The organism is Paenibacillus maysiensis, assembly GCF_000520815.1.
Taxonomy (GTDB): domain Bacteria; phylum Bacillota; class Bacilli; order Paenibacillales; family Paenibacillaceae; genus Paenibacillus; species Paenibacillus maysiensis.
On record NZ_ASRY01000298.1, the window covers coordinates 1 to 17,153 of the forward strand.

The 17,153-nt window shown below is 48.2% G+C and carries 19 protein-coding genes; 7 read left to right on the top strand and 12 right to left on the bottom strand.

Going from position 1 to position 17,153, the window contains the following annotated elements:
• Positions 1–434 (bottom strand): YheC/YheD family protein (locus tag L696_RS0123250; RefSeq protein WP_025685788.1); only part of this gene is annotated, 434 nt, incomplete at its 3' end.
• A gap of 211 nt (positions 435–645) precedes the next feature.
• Here L696_RS0123250 and L696_RS0123255 point away from each other — a divergent pair.
• Complete coding sequence (locus L696_RS0123255) at positions 646–1,527, top strand: DUF6492 family protein (RefSeq protein WP_025685789.1); 882 nt, start codon at positions 646–648, stop codon at positions 1,525–1,527.
• A 20-nt stretch (positions 1,528–1,547) separates the two neighbouring features.
• Positions 1,548–2,891 (top strand): sugar phosphate nucleotidyltransferase, encoded by a 1,344-nt coding sequence (locus tag L696_RS0123260; RefSeq protein WP_025685790.1) that lies wholly within the window; start codon positions 1,548–1,550, stop codon positions 2,889–2,891.
• A 132-nt stretch (positions 2,892–3,023) separates the two neighbouring features.
• Here L696_RS0123260 and L696_RS0123265 read toward each other — a convergent pair whose 3' ends face one another.
• Positions 3,024–3,752, bottom strand: coding sequence for a succinylglutamate desuccinylase/aspartoacylase family protein (locus L696_RS0123265; protein ID WP_025685791.1), 729 nt, complete (start codon positions 3,750–3,752; stop codon positions 3,024–3,026).
• Positions 3,753–3,767: 15 nt separating this feature from the next.
• Entirely contained in the window at positions 3,768–4,793 is a 1,026-nt protein-coding gene (locus tag L696_RS0123270; RefSeq protein WP_025685792.1) for a glycosyltransferase, read from the bottom strand.
• Between the two features lie 350 nt (positions 4,794–5,143).
• Here L696_RS0123270 and L696_RS0123275 point away from each other — a divergent pair, with 350 nt between their 5' ends.
• Positions 5,144–5,620 (top strand): C40 family peptidase, encoded by a 477-nt coding sequence (locus tag L696_RS0123275; protein WP_025685793.1) that lies wholly within the window; start codon positions 5,144–5,146, stop codon positions 5,618–5,620.
• Between the two features lie 82 nt (positions 5,621–5,702).
• Here the strand turns inward: L696_RS0123275 and L696_RS0123280 are convergent, their stop codons facing one another.
• The 7 genes from L696_RS0123280 to nadA form a co-directional block, all read right to left on the bottom strand.
• The gene (locus L696_RS0123280; RefSeq protein WP_025685794.1) at positions 5,703–7,079 is read right to left on the bottom strand and encodes a sensor histidine kinase; all 1,377 of its coding nucleotides are present in this window, start codon (positions 7,077–7,079) and stop codon (positions 5,703–5,705) included.
• Entirely contained in the window at positions 7,076–7,789 is a 714-nt protein-coding gene (locus tag L696_RS0123285) for a response regulator transcription factor (protein ID WP_025685795.1), read from the bottom strand. The genes L696_RS0123280 and L696_RS0123285 overlap by 4 nt, the downstream gene beginning before the upstream one ends.
• 270 nt (positions 7,790–8,059) lie before the next feature.
• A complete protein-coding gene (locus L696_RS0123290) occupies positions 8,060–8,731 on the bottom strand; it encodes a phosphatase PAP2 family protein (RefSeq protein ID WP_025685796.1) in 672 nt (223 codons plus the stop codon).
• A gap of 172 nt (positions 8,732–8,903) precedes the next feature.
• Positions 8,904–9,674 (bottom strand): GNAT family N-acetyltransferase, encoded by a 771-nt coding sequence (locus L696_RS0123295; protein WP_025685797.1) that lies wholly within the window; start codon positions 9,672–9,674, stop codon positions 8,904–8,906.
• Positions 9,675–9,915: 241 nt separating this feature from the next.
• Positions 9,916–10,752, bottom strand: a complete 837-nt coding sequence (gene yidC, locus L696_RS0123300) for a membrane protein insertase YidC (RefSeq protein ID WP_025685798.1) — start codon at positions 10,750–10,752, stop codon at positions 9,916–9,918.
• Positions 10,718–11,038: a hypothetical protein gene (locus L696_RS0123305; protein ID WP_025685799.1), complete on the bottom strand. Its 321-nt coding sequence runs from the start codon at positions 11,036–11,038 to the stop codon at positions 10,718–10,720. The genes yidC and L696_RS0123305 overlap by 35 nt, the downstream gene beginning before the upstream one ends.
• A 92-nt stretch (positions 11,039–11,130) precedes the next feature.
• Positions 11,131–12,237, bottom strand: a complete 1,107-nt coding sequence (gene nadA / locus L696_RS0123310; protein WP_025685800.1) for a quinolinate synthase NadA — start codon at positions 12,235–12,237, stop codon at positions 11,131–11,133.
• Between the two features lie 168 nt (positions 12,238–12,405).
• Between nadA and L696_RS0123315 the strand changes: the two genes are divergently transcribed.
• Complete coding sequence (locus L696_RS0123315; protein WP_025685801.1) at positions 12,406–13,560, top strand: IscS subfamily cysteine desulfurase; 1,155 nt, start codon at positions 12,406–12,408, stop codon at positions 13,558–13,560.
• Entirely contained in the window at positions 13,557–14,096 is a 540-nt protein-coding gene (locus tag L696_RS0123320) for a transcription repressor NadR (RefSeq protein WP_025685802.1), read from the top strand. Before L696_RS0123315 ends, L696_RS0123320 begins: the two co-directional genes overlap by 4 nt.
• Positions 14,097–14,254: 158 nt before the next feature.
• Here the strand turns inward: L696_RS0123320 and greA are convergent, their stop codons facing one another.
• The gene (gene greA / locus L696_RS0123325; protein WP_025685803.1) at positions 14,255–14,734 is read right to left on the bottom strand and encodes a transcription elongation factor GreA; all 480 of its coding nucleotides are present in this window, start codon (positions 14,732–14,734) and stop codon (positions 14,255–14,257) included.
• A gap of 255 nt (positions 14,735–14,989) precedes the next feature.
• On the opposite strand from greA, the gene L696_RS0123330 reads away from it, so the two are divergent.
• Positions 14,990–15,343 carry a hypothetical protein gene (locus L696_RS0123330; protein WP_025685804.1) on the top strand — a complete coding sequence of 118 codons (354 nt, stop codon included), beginning with the start codon at positions 14,990–14,992 and terminating at the stop codon, positions 15,341–15,343.
• Positions 15,344–15,372: 29 nt separating this feature from the next.
• Entirely contained in the window at positions 15,373–15,507 is a 135-nt protein-coding gene (locus L696_RS32405) for a hypothetical protein (protein ID WP_262384646.1), read from the top strand.
• Between the two features lie 145 nt (positions 15,508–15,652).
• On the opposite strand, the gene L696_RS0123335 is transcribed toward L696_RS32405, so the two are convergent.
• Positions 15,653–17,153: chitinase N-terminal domain-containing protein (locus tag L696_RS0123335; protein WP_025685805.1), on the bottom strand; the 1,501-nt coding region annotated here is incomplete at its 5' end.

Here is a 17,153-nt window from a genome sequence, read left to right on the forward strand (position 1 = left end):
TGACCGAGACGACCGATAATTCCTGTAGATTCCCATCTCCCTTTGGCATTGCGCTGCACCATCACCCGGATATCAAAATAACGCTTCTCATGCCGCAGTAAATGGATGCCTTTTTGAATGAGATAGCTTTGCTTGCCCGTCTTCTTCGACAAACTGGTAAACAGACCCTCTAAACTTTTGAACTCCAGACGCTTTTCCTCATACTGATAGGCAAAACGCTGTCCTTCCTCCTGCTCTACTCTCATCACACCTTTGCCAAACGTGCCTCGCTCAGGTTTTACATAAACCATGCCGTATTGCTCTAGCATCGACTTCAGATTTGCTTTGTTGTATTTCCGGGTATCCGGTATAAAAGGCTTGATGCCGCGATGCTGGAGCAGCAATTTGGTTTTGTGCCACTTGCTGCGCAAGGCCTGCGCTTGTGAAAATTTCACTTGCCCCTCTCCTCTCTGCTGTCAGGGTAGAACGCTCCTGTATGAAAAGAACAATCCATCGTATGCACCAAATCCCCATCCGAAAGCGCCATCAGCCCTATTCCGCATATAAATGGACTACTGGCCTTGCCCGGTCGAAAGCGCCTGTCCGTACATACAATAATATAAGACGCCGAACGCGTACATTTTGCATAAATAGGGAGTGAATAACATGTCAGCGCAATCGGATGGGCAACGGAAAGGTTCCCTAACGATAGATGTTCTGATTCCTGCAATTGATAAGGATATCGCCACGCTTCCACTGGTGATTGACAGCCTGCGCCGTCACGTGCAGCACCGGATTGGAACCATTTATATCATTTCACCACAAAGTGCCGGACTCCGCCGTCTGTGCGTACGCAAGAAGTGTACATTTGTAGACGAAAAGACCGTTCTGCCCATCACGAAAATGGATATTCGCTACGGAACAACGCGCTGGGATCGCTCAGGCTGGCTGTATCAGCAATTGCTTAAAATGAACGGTGACAAAATCAGCAAAGCTTCTTTTTTCCTTGTCATTGACGCAGATACCGTTCTGATTCGTCCACATGTATTCCGCAAAGACGGCAAAACGATATTTTACTATCGCAGTTGGAGTCAACCAGAGTATTTCCGCACCTACCACAAGCTGATGGGCGTTAAGGCCCCTTCACCAAAGTCCTTTGTTACCCACTATATGCTGTTTGAAAAAGCGCGGCTCACCCGGCTCAAGCAAGTCATCGAAGCCCGCCACGGGATTCCCTGGTACAAAGCGATTATCCGCAGTATAGACCGGACGAAGCAGTTTGGATTTTCCGAATATGAAACATATGCCAACCACCTCTACAGCAGTGATCCCTCCCGAATGATTTTACGCAAGTCACTCAATAAAGGGCTTCATAGTCGAGCGGACTCCCTGTCGCAAAAACAACTGGATACATTCGCTAAAAGCCACCGTTCCTTATCTTTTCATCAACGCAAGGTATACCAACGGGCAGCTAAAACAAAAACGGAAGCATCTGTGAAGACGAAAGCGCTCATCAGGATTCCAAATCATGATCCAAAATGGATCTGAAATCGAAGGAGGAAGCGCCTGTGCGCATCATACTGTTATGCGGCGGTGCTGGAAAACGGCTGTGGCCGTTGTCCAACGATATCCGCTCGAAGCTGTTTCTCCGGCTGTTGCCTGCCCCGGACGGGCAGAAAGAATCTATGCTTGGCCGGGTGTATCGTCAGCTTACTGTGGCCGGACTGGATGCCTCTGCCCTGCTGCTGGCTCACCGGAATCAGGTAAATCTGGCCTTCCGCCATACGGAAAGTCGTCTGCCTGTTCTGGGCGAGCCTGCCAAGCGGGGCACCTTCACCGCTGCTGCGCTGGCAGCAGCTTATTTGCACACCATAGGTACAGGATTGAACGAAATCCTCTGTATCGCTCCGGCCGATATGTTTGCAGGAGAGGATTTCTTTCAAAGTGTGGCAGCACTCCCCGACCTGCTACTCGATAGTGGAGCTGATCTGGCCATGCTTGGGACAAGGCCCAGCCATCCCTCTGACCAATACGGCTATATCGTGCCGGATCAGGAGATAATGCGGGCGCATCAGGCTTCTTATGCGTCGGTTGCCCGCTTTACGGAAAAGCCGAATCTTGCCGGGGCGCAGCAGCTTATTAGCCAAGGTGCGTTGTGGAACTGCGGCATTTACGCTTTTACGCTGAGATATATGCTGTCCTGTATGAAGCGCTGCAATTTGCCGCTGAATGATAAGGAGCTGCGCGCAACGTATGACGACCTCCCTGTTCGCAGCTTCGACGAGGAAGTCGCCGAGCGTGCCGAACATGCCGTTGTCCTGCCTTACGATGGTGAATGGTGTGATATCGGAAGTTGGCAGGCGTTAACGGAACAGCTCGGCAGCCGGGTGATCGGGCGTGGACAGATCAGCGGTCCCGCTGATGGGACGCATATCGTTAATGAGCTGCCCTATCCGCTTCACGTTATTGGCGTGGAGCATATTATCGCTGCTGCCAGTCCTGACGGCATCCTCATTGCCGCCAAGGGCCATGCCCACGCGATCAAGGAGCAGCTAGGAGCGCTTCCGCTATATCCTATGCATGGTGAAACCGCCTGGGGCAGCTATCGTGTGCTGGACGAGTTCGATCACCGCAGCCTGAACGATATCCTGGCTATACGCTTGACGGTACTGCCAGATCAACGCTTGAACGGCCGTATCCACGGCAGCGGGCTTAAAGTGTGGACGATCGTTTCCGGTCGGGGAGAGGTCATGCTGAATGGGGAACGGTTTTCGGCGGCAAGCGGCTCCGTGTTCAGCATTCCAACGGATATGTATCATACCGTCAGGGCCAGTCTGGATACGGCGCTGGAACTGATCGAGGTACGCTTGGGCAACAGTCTGGTGAGTGCCTTCTATAAGTCTGATTCCTGACGACACTACAGTAGGACTTACTAACGTAACTACTCCTTCATGAAACCACCAAACAAATAATCGCTTCTGTAGTAAAGGGAACCGAACTTCCCTTGCTTCAGGAGCGATTTTGCGTTGTAATGTTTTGCCTGGCTAGGTTACACCTACACCTCTGACCTGAGCGGATAAATATACTTCGTTAGTCTTAATCATCCCTGCTTCTCTCAAAAAATGCTGTACGATCTGCATTTGATAATTTATGCGCACTTTCTTGGGTAGACTCCAGCCTGTTTCCACGGTAACCGAGCGTGCTCCTAAAATACGGGCTGCCGCCGTTCGAGAGGAACCTGGAAGCTCGCGCAGTCGAATGTTGAAATGTTGGTCTTTCACCTTGATGGAACAATTCATTCGCTTTATAATCCGGTGCACCGTAGGGACCGCCGGATTGCCGCTATTGGTAATCAACGTCTGACCAAGCACCTTGGCATCCTTTTGAGATAATCCGTTGGCTTCGTGCAGATCCAGGTACCATTCGGGTCGATGCTTTCGTGCCAGCTCGAACACAGCCGCTGCCAACGGTTGCGTGGCCGCTTTCTTTTTCGTACGCGGAAAGGTCCGGTTCAGATCAGGCACACCTCTGATCCGCTTGCGGTAGGCCACCTGGTTCACAATGGGTATGATCATGAGCTTGCCTTGGCTGATCCGCAGCTTCTGTTGATTCAACAGCTCCACCAGCTTCTCAGCGGCCCGAATGCTTGCGATTTCCTTGCCGTGTATGCCCGCAACCACCATCACATGCGGCCCTCCCTGTCCCTCAGTCGCTATATAATAAGGAGTAGCCCAGGGGAAACCCTTCCCAAGCATATGCTTTTTGACCCTCATTCCCTCCACCTCCGTTTAGGCTCTCGATGCCCCGTCCCTCTTTCCTTCCCGGCGAATGATTTCACGGTACAGCTTCAAATATTTATCGGTCATCTGCTTGTTGGTAAATCTTTGCATGACATACAAGCGAAGCTTGGCTGGAGACGGATAGTTTTTTTGCCGCACCTTTAGTACCATCTGGCCAACCGACTTGCAAATCAGCTGCGGAAAGCCTGCCAGCACCTCGGGAACCGAACCGTTTTTCAAAGCCAGCACAGGTGTCCCGCAAGCCATCGCCTCCACCATCACAAGTCCAAACGGCTCTTCCCACAATGTCGGAAACAACAGACACTCCGCGTGCTTGAGTAGCTTTTGCTTCTGTTGGCCCCCCACTGCTCCCATATAACGAATATTGGGATTGTGCTGAATCCGTTTTTGAATCTCCTGGCGAAAAAAAACCGGAGCTTTGATCGGTCCGGCAATCAGTAGCCTTTTTCCTGTTTGTTCTGCAACCTGAATGGCCTGCAAAACGCCTTTATTCCGTATTATTCTGCCCATGAACAGCAAATAGTCTCGCTTTTTGCTGCTAAATTCGTAATCATGTGTGTTGATGCCGTTATATACATAATAGCCTTTTCCCTCGCCCATCAACTGCCGTGCCCGCTTGCTAACATATACCGGATTGTTGCCATGCTTCTTCACAGGAAGATGAACCGTGGATACCACCGGACAAGGGAGCTTCCTGTTTCCCATAGCCGAACGAAAGGTATGATCATGAATCATTTGCGTTCCGGGAGGCATGTGCCGGAGTACGAATTGGGGGATTTGACCATGCTTCAAGCCCTTGGGATAGGTAATCAACCGGGCGCTGCTCTTACTCCCACGGGCGGCAAAAAGAGATACATGATGTCCCCGTTTTACCAGTTCCTCCGTTAATTCATACACAACCTTTTCCGTTCCGCCCTTAATGGAGGGCACCGGCTGTGCATTTGGAAAGTTAGAAATGACCTGAACAATGGTCAGACGTTGGCCTTTGATCGTTTTATCCTGCTTTGGAGCCATGTGAATTCCCCTTCCTGACCAGAAATACAGTGTGACTATTACGATAAGACGGGAGCTTGAGCCTACTCCCGTACAAGTTATAAATGTAGTATATAGGTATGTATATTTTGCATCATTGCTTGTGCGAATCGTCTTCAAGTCGGTTTTTGTCATACAGGCCCAGTGATAAGGGGAAGCTGCACATTTTGTCAATCCAGAATTAAGGAGAAAATTCTCATCGTTTTCTAATAAATCAGGGCAAAGCGTTGGGGTAACAGGATTGTAACCTTGAGTGGTAAATTCCGGATATTTTATTTATGTTATTGTCATTTCAGGACATCAACAAAAATACGAAATAACGGAGGTACATCATGAAAAAACATACTACTAAAAAATTATGGATGGGCATTTGCGTTACGATGACATTGGCTTTCAGTGCAGGCAGCTTCGTTGTAGGAACAGATACCACTCATGCGGCTTCCGCGGACACAGCTGATCGAGTTATTGCTACGGGTTCCGAGTTCATGGGCGTACGTTATCAGCATGGAGCGCCAGCAGGCAGCACAGATTCTTTTGATTGCTCTTCCTTCACTCAATATACTTTTGCACAAAATGGCATCGAGCTTCCACGCTCGTCCAGACAACAATCGACCGTTGGTACCTTTGTGCCACGCAGCCAGCTTCAAAAAGGCGATCTGGTCTTTTTCTATTCACCAATTCACCATGTAGCGATTTATATGGGAAATGGCAAGCTGCTGCACACGTTTGGTAAAGGCGGCGTAACGATTACCGATCTGAACTCAGGATGGTGGAATTCCCATTACACTACAGCACGCCGTGTCCTCTAGGACAGGCACCGGAAAGGCTGTTTATTCATTCACTCACACTATACTAGGATCAACAAAAGGGCTGTTCCGCGAGTAGATATGTCTACTGGAGGGACAGCCCTTCCTGTTGCCTCTGTGGCAGTGTGACGATGACCTCGGTTCCTTTTCCCTCCACACTTGCCATACGTATCGTGCCCTGATGGGCATCAGTAATAGCCTTGGCAATGGGCAATCCAAGCCCCGTTCCTCCCGTTTTACGGTGTCGGGAGCAGTCTACCCGGTAAAATCGTTCAAATACTCGCTTGACCTCTCCCTCAGGTATGCCGATTCCAGCATCCTTGACTCGAATTTGGACATGCTTTGCCTCTGTGGACAAAATGATTTCAATCTCATCCGCGCTGTATTTTAGAGCATTGTCGAGCAAGATAACCAGCAACTGCTTCATTTTGGCCAGATTGGCATCCAACCAGATTTCTGATTCATCCGTAAAAATAGTAATTAGCCGATCATGTACTGTCTTGAGATGAGCCACTACCTGCTGACAGCAGCCAACTAGCTCCATTCGTTCATGCGGTTCGGGATTTCCCTGCTGTGAGGAAGCCAGTGCCAGCAATTGCTGTGTCATGGTGCGCATCCGCTGTGTTTCTTCATAAATGGATTGAATGGATTCCTTGTAGATATCCTCATCATGCGTGCCCCACCGTCGTAGCATATTGGCGTAGCCCTCAATAATCATAAGCGTCGTATTCAGCTCATGCGAGGCATCCGAGACGAATTGCTGCTGGCTTTGAAAGCTTTCCTCCAGCCTGCTCATCATTCGGTTGAAAGTAGCCGTCATTTGGGACAATTCGTCATGATTATGACTGCGAACGGGGATTTTTTTAAACTTCAGACTTCTTTCAATCTCCTGCATCGTCTGGATGCTGCTCGAAATAGGCAGCAATATGGCGTTCGCCAAAATCGTGCTGCCTACCAGACTAAGCAGCATAGCACCTACGGTTGATGTGATTAGGATTGTATTCAGAATATCGAGATTGGTTTCGAGCGCATCCCATTTTTCCACGATTTCCAGCGTTCCCTCCTGATTGCCCTCCGGGGAGAGAACCGGGAGATGGATGACCAAAATTTTATGACCTTGTACATCCGTCAGCTCTGAGCTTTGAGAAGGGTTAAAACGTACATTACCCAGCTTGAAGCGGGACTGGCGGCTGACTTCATACAATAAGCGGGATTTCTGATCAAAAACTCTCAGGATCGTATCCCCTGAAAGCTCGTCCTTTAGCTTGGGGCTCCACGCATTTTTCAGGATCATGGTCGGACCGGCCTCGGCAATGATTTCAGTCCATTTATTTTGCAGCACTTCTCTTTCATTCCGGGTCGCAATTTTGACAAACAGTAAATGCACCGTTACGTCTACAAACAGGAGAATGGAGAGGGCTAAAATAGAAGCAAGCAAAGTAATTTTCGTACGCAGCTTCAATGGTCTTCCTCCCTGATGCAATATCCTACACCGCGTACGGTTTTGATCAGCTTCTTTTTGTAGCCATGGTCGATTTTTTTGCGGACATACCGGATATACACATCAACGACATTCGTATCGCCGACAAAATCAAAGCCCCACACGTCCTGAATAATCTGATCCCGCTGCAATACCTGGTTTTGATGCTCCATGAGGTAGAGAAGCAGGTCAAATTCTTTGGGCGTTAACTCCATATGCTTCCCTTCACGCACCACAGACCGTGTGTTTCGGTCTAACACCAGACCATCGACCTGAAGCGGGGACGGAGGCTTGTTCTCTTCATGTGGAGGGATAGCCACAGACTCTGGTTGATGTCTCATGCTGGCCCGCATCCGCGCCAACAGCTCCTCAATTTCAAAGGGCTTCGTAATATAATCATTCGCTCCCTCGTCCAAACCGGAAACCTTATCAGTTGTTGTGTTACGCGCGGTCACCATAATGACAGGTGTAAGTGTGTCGACTTTCCGTATCTCCCTTAACACCTCAACCCCGTTCATCTCAGGCAGCATTACATCCAGAATAATAATGTCCCAGGTGCGCGTCAAAGCCTTATCCAGTCCTTCTCTACCGTTTTGGGCGATTTCGACCATATAGCCTTCATGGGATAGCTCCAATTGAAGCAGTCTGGAAATTTTCTTTTCATCATCGATCACCAGCACCGACTTCTCCACCGCAAAATCACCTTTTTTCATAGAAAAAATAAATGAGAAATGGAAATGACATTCATTTTTCATTTGATTTTAAGCTTTTAATGTCCGATCCCTATATAATATAACTTGGTAATTCAATTTTTTGATATTAAGGAGTATTTTATTCATGCTAATTAATGTAGACGTTCACCTTTAAAATGCTCAAATTAAAAAACGGGTCATTCCAAGAACTTCATACTTGGTCGACCCGTTTGTTTTTTATTCCTGTGTTCGTACGCTTGCACTTTCCAGCTATGCTGTCGATTTGGAGCGGAGAGGTGGCATACGTTCTTCATTACGCTGATAAAACCAGATACAAGCTGCCATCCAGCTTCCGCTCATAAAATAACCCCCCAGTACGTCGCTCGGGTAGTGCACTCCCAGATAAATACGGCTTGTCCCTATGGTAACAATCAGTAGTGCGCTGACCGCAACAAGCAGGATACGGCCCAGCCTGGATGGGACATGCTTCCATATGAGAAAAGTGAGCGCTACGTACATCGTGAACGCAGTCATGGAGTGTCCGCTGGGAAAGCTGTAGCCATTGGCTTCAATAATACGATTAATCTCGGGGCGTTCGCGCCGAAATAGCATTTTTAGTACGGTATTCAGCAGCACTGAGCCCAGCACAGCAACGGCTAAAAATAGCAGCTCTCTACGATGTCCCAATACTCTGTACAGTACAATCATGGCGATCACCAGAATGATAATAACCGGAACCTCGCTCCCTATGATGGTGAAAAATTCCATGATGCGAGTCATAGCAGGCGATTCCAGTTGTTGCACGGCCGTAATAACTCTAAGGTCAAAATACCGCACTTGCTGGTCGCTGACCCACAAGGCGATTAAACCGAAAACGAGCGCACATACTGCGCAGGTAAGTAATGCCAAGGAAACAGGCAGCTTCATTTGCGTTTGCTTCATGATGTTATTTGTCCTTTCCGTAATATTCGTTTCGTAATAAAACGGGTATATTTCGTGCCGCTTCGCTTGTGCAGTACCATCCCGCCTACACCGTTTTAAATGTGCATTTTCAGCTTATATAGTGTATTTATTTACTGTATCCATATTTCGTATATCCCTATCATGAAGGGGGTTATGTTTTAGAGTAAAGTAATTTCAGCTTTTTAGCAAAAGAGCGTGGAGTCAGCCTGTGATACGAAATCAGTTCTCCGTTAAAAATTACATGGAATACACCGTAAGGTGTCGGAGACAGTTCCATCAGTTGTGGACGGTTATCCATAACAATGATTCGGGGCTGTATTCCCAAAAGTTCGGCCGCTTCAATCACATTCTGTGTGGCAATCTCGAGATACGGGCATTGATGGGTTCGCAAGATGGTCAATCCTTGACCAAAACGCTCCAAGCGTTGGGCCCAGTTATCGGGAAAAAACGGATCAACGAATGTTGGATCAAGCTTGTATACATATAACTGAAAAGAATAAGGTGCTTTGTCTACATGCTGAAATCCGCTTTTCAGAAAAATATCAGGACTTGGCGCCCACGACGTGTCCGTGTTGGTTACTACAGCCACTCCTTTTTTGCCCAGTTTCACTGCGTCCTCAATACAACGCTGAATGAGCTGAGAGCCTATACCCACTCCCGTCACGCCAACCCATAAGCAATGAATCACAAGGTAGCCGTCTGCATGAACAGCTCTCCATGCCTCTTCTCCCGGTGTATATTCGATAAACCCAACCGGCTTGTTATCTTTTCTTAGTTGTATGTAAGTCAGACCGCGACTGAGTTCCTGTTCTGTCCAATTCACCTTTTGAATATATCCCGGTGCTTTTTGCATACTTCTCATGCAGTAACAGCCGTTCTCTCTAATTTGGTTCTCCTGCCATTCAAGGGTTGAAATGTTCATATAACCTCTCCCGACTTTAAAAATCTATACTATGAAACGGATAATTGTTATATAAGCTGAACTTAGAAGTTACCTATGATGCCACTAATTTTCCAGACGAATTGATTCATGAGAAATGGGGCTGAAAACTTCAAAAAGTTGATGTCTGAAAATGAAATAAATGCCTCCAACCTTACCGGTTCAAGAGGCATCTATTCATGATGTGACTAAATACGTGTACGCTAAAGCCACTATATTCGTTCTAAGTTGTTGGGGTTACTTCGCCGAGCTTGACCTTATCCTCTGCTTCCTCCGTTGGATAGCGTCTACGGAACCATAGCGACTGGAGCAGCAAAAAGGTACCACTTACCGTCCAGTATAACGGCATGGCAGCAGGCGCGTTAAAGGAAAAAACAGCCATCATGATGGGCGAAAGATATCCCATGATCGCAAACTGCTTGCGTTGCTCAGCCGTCATTTGAAGCTGGGATAGCTTGGCCTGTGCCAAGTAAACGACTGCGACGAAGATTGCCAAAATCCAGTCCGGCTGCCCGAGTCGGAACCATAGGAACGAATGAGACGCCAATTCCGGGGTAAGCCGGATGGCTGTGTACATACCGCTCAATATGGGTAGCTGAATGAGAATAGGCAGACAGCCGATATTCAGCGGATTAAATTGATGCTCTTTGTAAAGTGACATCATTTCCTGCTGCATACTCTGCTGGCTGGCAGCATCCTTCTTATTTTCGTACTTCTTCTTAATTCGGTCTAAGTCGGGCTGCATAGCACTCATTTTGCGCTTCATCCCCTGTTGAGCACGAGTTTGGCGCATCATAAGCGGTAGTAACGCCAGACGGACGATTAACGTCAATGACATGATTGCCAGTCCAAAGCTTCCGCTAAACCATTGCGCTAGTTGCTGAATGAGCCAGGATAACGGGAACACCACATAATGATTAAAAAATCCGGGTGTCTGTGCATTAATCTCCGCAGCATTCGCGCCGCAGCCGGAAAGCAGCATAACCACCGCCAGCACTACCATAATTCCGAATATCCGTTCTTTTTTACCCCAAAAGGTGAATCCCTTGAATCGTTTCATATGTTCCTCCTCGTTGATTGGCTGTGCCATCGTTCAACGAGGGAGAACAATCTGACGCGTCTTCATCCGGCGCTTCCTTCCGCCGGATATGACGTGCCAGCCGGACAGGCATGTCCTGCCCGCGGGCAGTTAACGGCATCAGCGGAGAAGCATGCGACCGCACGGCCCCGCCTTCTATCCAGCACTCGGGCACACTGCCGTGCAAATGAGCGAGATATGCGTAGGTTACCGTACACAGCAAGCCGATCGTAAATAAGTAGGGGAGCAGGTCCTGAAGCTCAAACAAGGGATTCACCTCCTTCGGTTCGTTGCTACGATTATAGCACGAAACCAGGCAAGCGACTAATTTTCAAATAGAGATACAGGCTGGAAAAACCCTTAACGAATAGCAAGCATACGGTTCAGGGCCAGCACAGCATCCTGTCTAACCTGATCGTTAACACGAATCACACCCACAGGCTCTCCACGGTCAATCTGCTCCATCGCCCACAGCAGATGTGGAAGATCAATCCGGTTCATCGTCAGGCAGGGACACATATCGGGATTGAGCGATTCAATTTGCTGTTCGGGGTACTGCTGCCGGATACGCTGCACGAGATTCATTTCCGTGCCAACAGCCCATTTTGTCCCCGGCTCTGCCGCATGGATCGTGTCGATGATGAATTTCGTGGAACCTGCGCAATCTGCAAGCTGAACAACCTCATGTGAACATTCAGGGTGAACGATGACCCGGATGCTCTCGTCGCGCTCACGGATACGATGGATATTCTCGACCGTAAATTTTTCATGAACAGAGCAATGCCCTTTCCATAAAATAATTTTTACGGCTGCCGGGTCACGGTCTGTCTCCAGTTGATCGGTCATTGGATTCCAGACGGCCATTTCATTCAGCGGAATGCCAAGATCGTAAGCTGTATTACGGCCCAAGTGCTGGTCTGGCAAAAACAAAATGCGTTCCTTCTGCTTCAGTGCCCAGTCCAGCACTTGCTTGGCATTCGAAGAGGTCACCGTAGCCCCGCCATGTCTCCCCACAAAAGCTTTAATTTCTGCCGTGGAATTCACATAGGTCAGTGGGATGATCCTGTCGCCTACCATCTCCTGCAAATGCTTCCACGCCCGTTCTGTCTGCTCCATATTCGCCATATCTGCCATCGAGCAGCCTGCGCGCATATCCGGCAGCACGACCGTTTGCCGATCCGTAGTCAGCATATCCGCTGTTTCTGCCATAAAATGCACTCCACAAAACACAATAAACTCCGCTTCCTGATTTTGTGCCGCCATTTGGGCAAGCTGTAGGGAGTCCCCTGTCATATCAGCAAACTGAATAACTTCATCCTTCTGATAGTGATGGCCCGGAATAAGCAGCTTTTGTCCCCATTTTTGCTTTAGTTGGGCGACACGCTGCTCCATATCAGCAACCGTCAGTGTCTTATAATGCTCTGGCATGAGTCCACGATTTCCTTGTAAAACGTCAAGCATAGACATTTGAATCCCTCCATTATCTCTGCGACTGTCTGACCCGTCTTCCCACGAACAGACAAGCGCTATGTGTACCAATATGTTTACAAGTGTCTTGACACTTATATTTACACATGCCTACAATAATCTCAAGGCTTTTTGGATGGAATTATTTTTAGCAGGGGGAGATTGGCCATGATTTATCTGGACTATGCCGCTTCTACACCGATGTGTGACGAAGCTTTGAATATGTATAACACATTAAATAAGGAAATGTTCGGAAATGCCAGCAGCCTCCATGATGCAGGCGGTCAAGCAGCTTATGCACTGGATTATAGCAGACAACGGATCGCAGATATGATTGGAGGTCAAAAGGAAGGAGTTTATTTTACAACAGGAGGAACAGAGTCTAACATGCTGGCTGTACAGTCCATCCTAAAAGGATTGCCACAACATAAAAAGCACTGGATCATGAGCGCCCTGGAACACCATTCGATGTACAATCTGGCTGCTTTGCTGGAGCGGCAGGGCTATAAGCTGACCATTGTGCAGCCGGACAAGGAAGGTCGAATCACCCGTGATAGTCTCTTACCTTATCTCAGAGAAGACACCGGGCTTGTATCCATACAACACGCCAATTCAGAGACTGGACTTATTCAGGATATTACTGCCTTGTCTCCCCTGCTACGCGAACGGGGGATTTTGCTGCACAGCGACGCGGTGCAAACCTTTGGCAACATTCCAGTTCATGTAGATCTGCTAGGGGTGGACGCTCTCTCCATATCGAGCCATAAAGTGTATGGTCCCAAGGGTGTGGGGGTGGTATATCTCAGACCGGGAACGCCGTGGCGCCCTGTGTATCCTGATACACTGCATGAAAACGGATTTCGCCCCGGAACGGTCAACGTTCCCGGGATTGCGGCGTTTGTTGCGGCAGCGGAAATGATGACAGAACAATTGGAACTGCATCAGGAACGATATGCCGCGCTGAGACAGTATTTTTTTACTAAAATTCAGGAAAGATCAATCCCATTGCGTTTGGCCGTACAGGAAAACAATAGGATTGCCAGGCTCAGTCATATTCTGGGATGTTTTTTTCACGGTTATGAGGGACAATATGTTATGCTGGAATGTAACCGTAGCGGTGTCTGTATATCCACCGGAAGCGCCTGTGCCGCCGGACATCACGAGCCTTCACCTGCTTTACAGGCGCTTGGAGCATCCGGTCGGGAGGCATTGCAATTTATTCGTATTTCCTTCGGAAGAACAACAACCACCGGGGATCTCGATGTGTTGGTGGATATTTTAACAGACCTGACAAGCAGACAAGAAAGGAGCTTATCCCGTTGACTGAATCTTTAAAACGGATGGGCACGGAACGCCGCGAACAGCTATTACTGTGGCTTAAGAGCGAATCCCCGCTGACCGGGAGCGAACTGGCACGCAGGGCTTCCGTCTCCAGACAAGTAATCGTACAGGATATTTCGCTGTTAAAAGCAAGCCAAGAGCCTATTCTTGCGACAAGTCAAGGATACATTTATATGGAGCCAGCAGGTCAGGCTGCCCCTCCAGCCTCACGTATTATTGTGTGCAAGCACCGACCTGAACAGACAGAAGAGGAACTAAAGCTGATCGTCGACTTTGGCGTAAGTGTACAGGACGTTATTGTAGAGCATCCGGTATATGGTGATCTGACTGCTCCGATTCGGGTTGGAACCCGCAAGGAGGTGGACGATTTTATCCGCAAAATCAGCTCCACCCAAGCAACTTATCTGTCACAACTGACCGGAGGTATTCACCTTCATACCTTGCACGCCCCGGATGAAACCAAAATTAATGAAGCCTGTGCTGCATTGGAGAAAGCAGGCTTTCTAATAGCGGACTAGCTTGCAGTGTTATAGCAGCAGATAGTAAATACTATGTAGTCCCTGTCTCGCATGTGGAGCGCACTCTGCGCTCCGATATAGGGGCTTACAGGATGAAAAATTATCTCCTAAAAAAGTAAAAATCCCGGCCCCCTCCATACAAGGGAATCGGGAACGGATTACGTTAACTTAATTTCGAGCAATTCGTATTTGATGACAGCCATAGGTGCATTTACATGAACGATACTGCCCACTTCTTTACCCAAAAGCTCCTTGCCTAGAGGGCTTTCATAGGAAATTTTGTTATCCAGCACGTCCGCTTCCGCAGGACTTACAATTTTGTACTCCAGCTTCTCAGAAAATTCGATGTCATTCAGAATGACTGTCGATCCGATACTAACGGTTCTAAGATCCAAATTACTCTCATCCACGACCCGGGCTTTGGTCAGCATCTTCTCCAATATGAGAATCCGGGTTTCCATAAACGCTTGGTCGTCCTTGGCTGAGTGATACTCACTATTTTCTTTCAAATCGCCGTAGCTGATCGCCAGCTTAAGCCGTTCGGCGAGTTCCTTGCGTTTGACAGTCTTCAGTTCCTTAAGCTCATCCTCCAGCTTGGTCAATCCCTCTTTAGTCAACAAAACTTCTTCATTCGACATATTTTATCTACAACTCCTATTTGGCTGGCTTTATTGTAGTTTAACCTATATTGGAGCAACATGCGAAAAGAAATTATAGGGTAATAGGAGTCGAGGTCACTCAGACAGGGTTATTCTTACAGTAACCAACACTTTCTTGTTCGCATATTATATGAATATAAAGGCATTTTGAATGAGCACGCGCAGTTCCGTTGTCCTTATACCTCACTGGCATAAAGGACGGGCAAGGACAGCATATAGCGGGAGGAAGATTCAATGACTTCCTTAGGAAAGAATGGAAACCGTAATCGCAATCAAAAATCCAAATCATCCCCTAATCCCAATGGACAAAAGAAAAACGGGTTAAACAGTAACTCGGCTATCTTCTCCGCCCTGCATGGAAAAAATGTGGAGGTCATCGTAGCAGCCCTATTATTAACAGGAAAGCTACATGTCGATTCCGTTACTTTATACAGACAAGCAACGCTGCTTGTGGGATTAACGGGAAAATACAAAACATTAGCAGCAGACCCTTCCAACGTCGATAACATGGTGAAATTTTTAAATGATAACGGGAATATGACGCTGGATCAAGTGATACAAGCCTTTCAAAAGAAAATGCAAAAGTAATATGCCGATTACGAAAGGGGTTATTTGTGGTGAGTGAGCTTGCGCCAAGTGAGTTTGATGGAGAGCATTTTGCAGAGTTTCTTATTATTACAATACTGATTGTTTTATTCTTCTTTGGCTCCACCAATATAGATAATCTCTCGGCTCAACCAACTCAATCTTAAATATGCAGGTCCCCGTTCCCGGGGGCTTTTTTTGTAATAATACCGATATTCGGGATGAGAACCGATAGACAGACATATGAAACGACCGAATAAGTAAAAAGAGCATCTAGCGACTCTTAAAAAGTCAGTAGATGCTCTTTCGATTTTAACGGTCCTTCACTTCGACGATTATCGTTTTGCTAGAAGTTTCTCCTGATTCATTGACGAGCTCGGCCCGATACTCATAAGTGCCCGATTTGTGGCCTTGGATGTCTGTGACTGCGCTTTGGGCCTGCGGCGTTTGGTTCGGCAGCTCTTGCGTGTCAATCAGCTCTCCATTTTCATATAAATTGTATTGGGTCGCATTCGTGCCCCACCACATGTTCATAGCAACGGTGTAATTGCCGTCACCATCCCAGTTGTTGTGAGACAGCACCGGAATGCCGGGCGAAGCATCGGTCACTTCGACGGTTAACGGGTCACTCACCGTTTTACCGGAAGCGTTGATCAGCTCAGCGGTGTACGTATAAATGCCATTTGCCTTGCCCGTTACCGGGATGACTGCGTTCTGTGCCCCGGGGGAGGCGGATTTCAACGGTTGAGTCCTGATCAACTCGCCGTTTTCATACAGCTTGAGTTCGTCACCGTTCGTACCCCACCATAGATTCATGGTGATATTATAATCGCCGTCCTTCAATCCGGTATTCTGCCCGTTATCATGGGACAGTACAGGTTTGCCCGGCACTTCGCCTGCAACGGCTTTCCGGACTGTAACGGTTACTGGATTGGATACGATGGTTTTACCTTCAAAGGTTACGCTGGCCGTAATTTCGGCGCTCCCCTCTTTTTCTGCCTTAATTTGTCCATACGTATCGAGGGTAACAGACTCCTGACTGCTGGCATACTGAACGGAAGCATGACTTAAATCCGCTTTGCTGCCATCTGTGAGCGTACCACTGAGATGTGTTACTGCTGTCTCCCCAACATTAAGGGTTGTTTGATCCAGCGAAAGCTTCACTTCTTGCAATGCCGCCCCTGCCTGAGCTGTAAAATCATCAAGACCACGAGGCTTTAACTGGTAAGCCCCTTTGAAAATCGCTGAAATCCCCTTAATCTTCACTTGCTGTCCTTCTTGATATGGAAAAGAGGTCCGTGTTACGCCTGTACGTGCATCCACACGCACATGGTGGCTTACCTCGCCGGACACGGCATCAAATTCAAACGAACCGACGGGAGTCGCGTCTGCTACATTACGAATAATGGCTTGTGGAAGCTCGACCAACTGCCCTTGGTTAGCATCGCTTAGTTCGGTGATCTGTAGAGCTTCCGGAAGCTGTCCTTCACCTGTTTTTTCAATAGCCGCCGGATCGGTCAGCTCCAGCTCGCTGTTATACAGCGCCAGGGTTGCCGTAACCTTCACCTGATCGCCTTGGTGAAAACCGCTTTGGTTTTGATATACGTAAATACCGCCGCTTTCATCCTGCATATAAAAGGCTTGACCGCCATATGCACCCGGCTCGGTCGTCACCGTACCTGCCAGTGTAACCACTTTGCCAGCCGGGAGGCTCCGTGCTTCTGCAACACTGATACGAGCCGGAACAGTATTCCCTTCCTCGGGCAACGGCTGGGCCGGAACATCTGCCAGCACGACCGATTGGGTCAACAGG

Excerpts from the sequence above, each read along its gene's own strand:
- L696_RS0123255 (WP_025685789.1), top strand. The coding sequence starts at position 646 with ATGTCAGCGCAATCGGATGGGCAACGGAAAGGTTCCCTAACGATAGAT.
- L696_RS0123265 (WP_025685791.1), bottom strand. The coding sequence starts at position 3,752 with ATGAGGGTCAAAAAGCATATGCTTGGGAAGGGTTTCCCCTGGGCTACT.
- L696_RS0123270 (WP_025685792.1), bottom strand. The coding sequence starts at position 4,793 with ATGGCTCCAAAGCAGGATAAAACGATCAAAGGCCAACGTCTGACCATT.
- L696_RS0123275 (WP_025685793.1), top strand. The coding sequence starts at position 5,144 with ATGAAAAAACATACTACTAAAAAATTATGGATGGGCATTTGCGTTACG.
- L696_RS0123290 (WP_025685796.1), bottom strand. The coding sequence starts at position 8,731 with ATGAAGCAAACGCAAATGAAGCTGCCTGTTTCCTTGGCATTACTTACC.
- L696_RS0123295 (WP_025685797.1), bottom strand. The coding sequence starts at position 9,674 with ATGAACATTTCAACCCTTGAATGGCAGGAGAACCAAATTAGAGAGAAC.
- yidC (WP_025685798.1), bottom strand. The coding sequence starts at position 10,752 with ATGAAACGATTCAAGGGATTCACCTTTTGGGGTAAAAAAGAACGGATA.
- nadA (WP_025685800.1), bottom strand. The coding sequence starts at position 12,237 with ATGTCTATGCTTGACGTTTTACAAGGAAATCGTGGACTCATGCCAGAG.
- L696_RS0123315 (WP_025685801.1), top strand. The coding sequence starts at position 12,406 with ATGATTTATCTGGACTATGCCGCTTCTACACCGATGTGTGACGAAGCT.
- greA (WP_025685803.1), bottom strand. The coding sequence starts at position 14,734 with ATGTCGAATGAAGAAGTTTTGTTGACTAAAGAGGGATTGACCAAGCTG.
- L696_RS0123330 (WP_025685804.1), top strand. The coding sequence starts at position 14,990 with ATGACTTCCTTAGGAAAGAATGGAAACCGTAATCGCAATCAAAAATCC.